Source organism: Streptomyces corynorhini (assembly GCF_003346515.1).
GTDB classification, from domain to species: domain Bacteria; phylum Actinomycetota; class Actinomycetes; order Streptomycetales; family Streptomycetaceae; genus Streptomyces; species Streptomyces corynorhini.
This window is the reverse complement of the sequence record NZ_QQNA01000189.1, coordinates 1-5,631: the sequence shown is the minus strand read 5'-3', so window position 1 is coordinate 5,631 and position 5,631 is coordinate 1. Positions and strand designations below refer to the sequence as shown.

The following is a 5,631-nucleotide window of genomic DNA, read 5'->3' as shown; positions in this document are numbered from 1 at the left end:
TGGCACCGGATCCAGCCGCGGGCCCGGCGCCGGACCCGCGGCTGGATCCGGTGCCAATCCTGTTGGCGAACCGGCTGGTTGAGGGGCCCGCTGCCTCGCGTCGCTGTTTCGGTTCCGTATCTTGTGTTACTGAGTTACGGTTCTCGCAGACACTACGCTTTCGTCCGCGCGAGGGGCGAAGAGGGAGGCCGAACATGGCAGCCGCGACCCACGGTGCGACGTCAGCCGCGACGACCGGCCCGCACCGTGAGCCGGGCGCGCGGCGCAGCAGGCTCACGCCGGAGCGCGAGGCCGAACTGTACGCGGCCGTGCTCGATCTGCTGCGCGAGGTCGGCTACGAGTCCCTCACCATGGACGCGGTGGCCACCCGTACCCGCTCCAGCAAGGCCACCCTCTACCGCCAGTGGGGCAACAAGCCGGTGCTGGTCGCCAGAGCGCTGCGGCACACCACGCCGACCGGGTTCGCCGATATCGACACCGGTTCGCTGCGCGGTGACTTCCACGAGCTGGTGGCCCGTATGAACAACCATCAGATGGAGCAGGACAGCGCGCTGATGCGCGGCCTGATCCACGCGGTCCACAACAGCCCCGAACTGCTCCAGGCATTGCGCGAGCTGTTCATCGATCCCGAGCTGACCGGGCTGAACACACTGCTGGCGCGGTCGGTCGATCGGGGCGAGATCAGCTGGGACAACGCGGCGCTGAACTATGTGCCCCACATGTTGCTGGGCGCGCTCATCGCCCACCAGCTGATCGAGAACAGGCCGGTCGACCAGCGGTTCATGAGCGACTACGTGAACACGGTGGTCCTGTGCGCGCTGGGCGTATGACGCCGCGCTCCGCACGCGACCGCCGCCCCGGTCGCACCCCGCTTCACCCGCCGCTTCATCCGCCGTCGCGCCTCCCGCTTCACCCGTCGTCGCGCTCGGCCTGCGTCCGGCCCGTCACGCGAACTTGTCGCTGACCGACTCGTAGATCGTCTTCGCCGCCGCGCCGAAGTGCGGGCCGGCGAGCCAGGTCTGCGCGCTCGGGCCGATGGAGGTGTTGCTGACCAGGACGGGCACCCCGTTCGCGTCCTGCACGAACCAGCCGCCGCCGGAGGCGCCGCCCGTCATGGTGCAGCCGATCCGGTAGAGCGAGGGCTCGTCGGAGGTGATGGAGAGCCGGCCGGGGCGGCCCTGGCAGGTGAACATGCGCTCACCGTCGAAGGGCGACTCGGCCGGATAGCCCCAAATACCCATGGAGGAGACCTTGTTGGCGGAGGGCGCGTTGAACCGGACCCCGGCCGCACCCCCGACGGTCTCCTCCAGTGAGGTCGCGTCGGATCCGGACGGCGGCTTGACGTGCAGGACGGCGAAGTCGAAGGGAGCCCCCTTGCCGCCCGTGGCGGCGCCCTGCGCGATCCACTGGGGCGAGGTCTGGGCCCAGTCGGCCCACCAGATGCCGAACGGCGCGAGCCCGTCCTTGTCCTCCCCCTCGCCCAGGAAGGACGTGTTCGCGAGCGCCTGGTCGTTGTAGGACGGGACGAAGACGATGTTGCGCAACCAGCCCCCGCGCGCCCCCGCGTGCACGCAGTGCCCCGCCGTCCACACCAGGTTCGACGCCCCCGGGCGGGCCGGATCCGTCACGACGGTCGCGGAACACACCGAAGGGCCGTCGGGGGTGTCGAAGAAGAGCTTGCCGACCGTCGGGGCGTTGCCGCTGTACGGGGCCGCCACCGGCTCCGCGAAGTAGGGGGCGGGCTCCGGGTCCGAGACACCCTGGTCGCCGATGTCCCCGGTCACCGGCTGGTCCTGGCTGGCCCCCTGGCGCATGCGTTCCGGCTTCCACAACCCCTCGATCACCGGGTTCACGAAGTCCGCGGCCTCGCGGAGCCACCGCGAGGAGTCCCAGTCCCGCCAGCCGCCCTCGCGCCAGCCGCGCGCCTCCCCCGGACCGGGCGCACCCGCCCCGGCTCCCGGTACGGACACGGCACAGCCGGTGACGCAGATCGTCAGCAGGGCGAGCACGCAGGCCAGCGCCCTCACCGGTCGCGGGCGGAGCCTGGAGCGCATGGAACGGTTCCTCCGGTCGTCGAGCGTGGTGCGAGCGCCGAGGGGCCGTGGCACCGGCACGGGTGCGGGCACGGCCCGTCGGAGGGTGAGTACGTATCCCGTACCGCCGGGGTTCAATGCCCCGGAATCCCGGCGGGCGGGGTACGGCGTCAGCCCAGGGCGGTCGCCGCTCCTCTGAGCAGCAGTCCGCAGCCGAGGGCGAGGACGATGGCCGCGGAGGCGAGCGGAGCGGCACGGTGGGCGAGGGCGAGGAACCCGTTGCGGGGCCGGACCGCCAGCCGGCGCGCGGTGGTCTCGCGCAGCCGCACGACGGCGAAACCGGCCCCCGCGAGGGTGAGCGCCAGCCCGACCCCGTACGCCACGACCAGCAGGAACCCGAACCACGCCTGGCCGAGGGCGGCGGCGCCGACGAGGACGACGACGGCGGAGGGGCTGGGGACCAGACCACCTGCGAAACCGAGGAGGATGACGCCGCGCAGGCCGGGGGCGGGGGGCAGGTGGGAGTGCGAATGGGCGAGGCCGTGGTCGTGGCCGTGCGCGTGGCCGTGGTCGTGGGAATGGCCGTGCGCGTGGGAATGGCCGTGCGCGTGGGAATGGCCGTGCGCGTGGCCGTGGTCGTGTTCCTTCTCCCCCGGGTGGTCCGCGTGCGGGGTGTGGTCGGCGGTGAGCGTGGCCACCGCGCCTTCGGTGTGTTCGTGAGCGGTGGCGAGGGCGGGCACCCGCTCCCTGACCGGTCCCGGTGCGGCGGGGCGCGGGGGCTCGTGGTGGTGACTGTCGCCGTGGTGATGACTGTCGCCGTGATCGTGAGCGTGGCTGCGGCCGTGGTCGTGGTCGTGGTGGCTCTCGCCGTGACCGTGGCTGTGGCCGTGACCGTGGCTGTGCCCGTGTGGGTTGTGGCGCTGCCGCCACGCCCGGCGCAGCAGCACCAGCCCCGCGACGGCGACCACCGCGCCGCTCGCGATCCCCAGCCAGGACACCACGGTGGGCGCCGCCGCCGAGCCCGCGACGATCAGGGCGCCGAGCGCGAAGACGCCCAGGGTGTGGGTCATGGTCACCGAGAGGCCGAGGGCCAGCACGTCGCGCAGCGAACTGCGGCCACCCGCGGTCGCGGCGGCGGCCATCATCGTCTTGCCGTGCCCCGGTGCCAACGCGTGCATCGCGCCCAGGAGTACGGAGGCGCCGAGGGCGAGGGCGGCGAAGCCGAACGTCAGCTCGTGCCGGGCCACCAGCCCGGTCAGCGCCTGCGCCCAGCGGTCCGCGCCGCGCGGCAGGACGCCGGCCGCGACGGACCCGCCCTTGCCGTCCGCGCTTCCGGTCAGCGCCGGTCCCCCGGTGGTGACGGTGAAGGCCGCAGAGCGGCGGTCGGGCGGCGAGGAGAGCAGATCGTCGGGGTACGCGGTCAGTCGGCGGGAGGTGGAGTCCTCGGGGACGTCCGCGCCGTCGAGTGTCATCAGATCGCCCCGGGCGGTGATCTCACGCCAGCCCGCGCCGGACGCCGCGCTCGCGGGACGGTAGGAGAGCCGGGCGCGCTCCTCGCGCGGCAGCGGCGCCGTCAGCGCGCACGTGACCCGAAGGGTGTCCAACCCCGCCTGTCCTGGCAGCACTTCGGCCTTCGCCGCGCCCGCGGACACGGGGACGGCCGCCCCCGCGCCCGCCCCGTCCGCGGTGAGCCGGGCGCCCCGTGCCGCCGTGGCGCAGCGCGCCTCGGCCCAGGCCGCGAGTTCGGCCGGGGACAGCCGGTCGTCGCCGTCGGTGTCGATACGGCCGCGCTCCTGAGCGGCCGGGATCTCGGCGAGATCCTCCACGTGGTCGACGCGCAGTTCGCCGGGCGCGGCGACCAGGCCGTCGTACTGGTTGACGGTGAAGTTCCCCAGCGGATGGGCCTGCGCGGCCTGGGCAGGGAGCAGGGCCAGTGCGGTCCCGGCCACCAGGGAGGCCAGCGCGGAGGCGGCGGTACGGCGGTTCACGAGTCCCCCCGGTCGCCGGTGGGAGCCCGCACACCCGACAGGCCGGAGAGCGCGGCTTCGGCGTCTTTCGCGCCGGTGGGTGAGAAGCCCGGGTTGAGGTCGAGCGCGGCACGCAGATCGCGGCGCGCGGAGCGCTCGTCGCCGAGGGCGCGTTCGATCATGCCCCGGTGGTAGAGGAAGGAGGCGTTGCGGTAGCCGGGGGACGCGGCCGTCGCCTTCTTCGCGTACGTCAGCGCCTCGCGGTCCTTGCCGTTGGCGTGCAGCGCCCAGCCGAGCGCGTCCGCCGTGTGGACGCTCTCGCGGCGGCCCCACTCGGCGCGCGCCGCCTTCAGCGCCTCGGCGGCGTCCCCGTGGTCGGCCTCGATGAGGGCGGACTCCAGATCGGTGGCGACGCCGTTGGCGCGGGCCAGCCGGGTCCAGGTGGTGACGAGCGCGTAGTTCTCCCGGGCCTGCCGCGTGTCCCCGCCCGCCTCGCGCAGTTCGCCGAGGGCGGCGAGCTGGCCGGGCAGCGGGTAGCGCCGTACGACCTCTTCGAGATCGCTCAGCGCGCGTTTCGCGGCGCCCCGCGCCGCGTGGGCGCGGCCGCGTCCCTCCAGCGCGGGCAGATAGTCGGGGTCGGCGCGCAGCGCGGTGGCGTAGTGGTCCAGCGCACTGTCGTACTGCCCCTGGCTCCAGGCGAGTTGGCCGAGCGCGGTGGCGACGTAAGCCACGTCCGCGGTGCTGAACGCGGAGTCGGCCGCGCGCAGCAAGACCTTGCGCGCGCCCGACACGTCGCCGCGCAGCTCCCGCACGTACGCGTACCGGGTGAAGACGGGGATGCCGGGGCGGCGCTGGTCGGCGAGTCGCACCGCGCGCTCCGCCTCGTCGTAGCGGCCGAGTTCGACCAGGGCGTCGACCCGGGTGGACAGCGCGCGCTCGTTGTACGGATTGACGCGCAGCGCCCGGTCCGTCCCGCTCAGCGCCGTCGTGAAGTCGTGGCGCGCGGCGGCCAGGGCGGCCCGCCCGGCGAGGGCCGCGTCGTTCTCGGCGGCGGGGCGCAGGGCCAGCGACCGTCCGAACGCCTTCTCGGCCTGGGGGTAGCGGGTCGGATCCCCGCTGGTGCGGGCCTGTTCGATGTAGGCCGTGCCCAGCGTGGCCCATCCGACGGCGTCCTTGGGCTGGGCGCGGAGGTGTTTCTGCAGGGCCTCGACGCCCCGGGTGAGGTCGCCGGAGGCCAGTTGGTCGATGGGGGTGTCCGCCGCGAGGGGGGCCGCGGTGGAGCGGGTCGGCGCGTCCTGTCGGCCACCGGCCCCGAGTACCACCGAGGACGCGGTGAGCCCCAGGGCCAGCGCCACGACCGCCGCGAGCCGCCACCGAGGACGCGGACCAGGCGCGTTCCCGGGAGCCGCGTCCGTGACCGCGTCCGCGTCCGTGACCACGTCTGCGGCTGTGCCCGGTCCCGCACCCGATTCCGGTTCCGTGCCCGATTCCGGCTCTGTGCCCGGCTCCGTGCCCGCGCCTCGCTCGCGCTCACTCGGGCGCGCGAACCGCGGCTTCCGTACGAGCATCCGTCTCGCCTTCCTCGGTGTGTTCTCGGTGTGTTCCGGGATGGCCCGGGTCATGCGGGGGGG

Annotated in this window: 4 protein-coding genes; 1 reads left to right on the top strand and 3 read right to left on the bottom strand. The window is 74.1% G+C overall.

Features of this window, described 5'->3' with window-relative positions:
- The first annotated feature begins 194 nt into the window (after positions 1 to 194).
- Positions 195 to 830: a TetR/AcrR family transcriptional regulator gene (locus tag DVH02_RS22815; protein ID WP_114625691.1), complete on the top strand. Its 636-nt coding sequence runs from the start codon at positions 195 to 197 to the stop codon at positions 828 to 830.
- A gap of 114 nt (positions 831 to 944) precedes the next feature.
- Here the strand turns inward: DVH02_RS22815 and DVH02_RS22810 are convergent, their stop codons facing one another.
- The 3 genes from DVH02_RS22810 to DVH02_RS22800 form a co-directional block, all read right to left on the bottom strand.
- On the bottom strand, positions 945 to 2,054 hold the full coding sequence (locus DVH02_RS22810; RefSeq protein ID WP_114625690.1) for a trypsin-like serine peptidase: 1,110 nt from the start codon (positions 2,052 to 2,054) through the stop codon (positions 945 to 947).
- A gap of 149 nt (positions 2,055 to 2,203) precedes the next feature.
- A complete protein-coding gene (locus DVH02_RS22805) occupies positions 2,204 to 4,021 on the bottom strand; it encodes a sulfite exporter TauE/SafE family protein (RefSeq protein ID WP_114625689.1) in 1,818 nt (605 codons plus the stop codon).
- A complete protein-coding gene (locus tag DVH02_RS22800) occupies positions 4,018 to 5,568 on the bottom strand; it encodes a tetratricopeptide repeat protein (RefSeq protein ID WP_114625692.1) in 1,551 nt (516 codons plus the stop codon). Before DVH02_RS22800 ends, DVH02_RS22805 begins: the two co-directional genes overlap by 4 nt.
- Positions 5,569 to 5,631: the final 63 nt, after the last annotated feature.

Excerpts from the sequence above, each read along its gene's own strand:
- DVH02_RS22800 (WP_114625692.1), bottom strand. The coding sequence starts at position 5,568 with ATGCTCGTACGGAAGCCGCGGTTCGCGCGCCCGAGTGAGCGCGAGCGA.
- DVH02_RS22810 (WP_114625690.1), bottom strand. The coding sequence starts at position 2,054 with ATGCGCTCCAGGCTCCGCCCGCGACCGGTGAGGGCGCTGGCCTGCGTG.
- DVH02_RS22815 (WP_114625691.1), top strand. The coding sequence starts at position 195 with ATGGCAGCCGCGACCCACGGTGCGACGTCAGCCGCGACGACCGGCCCG.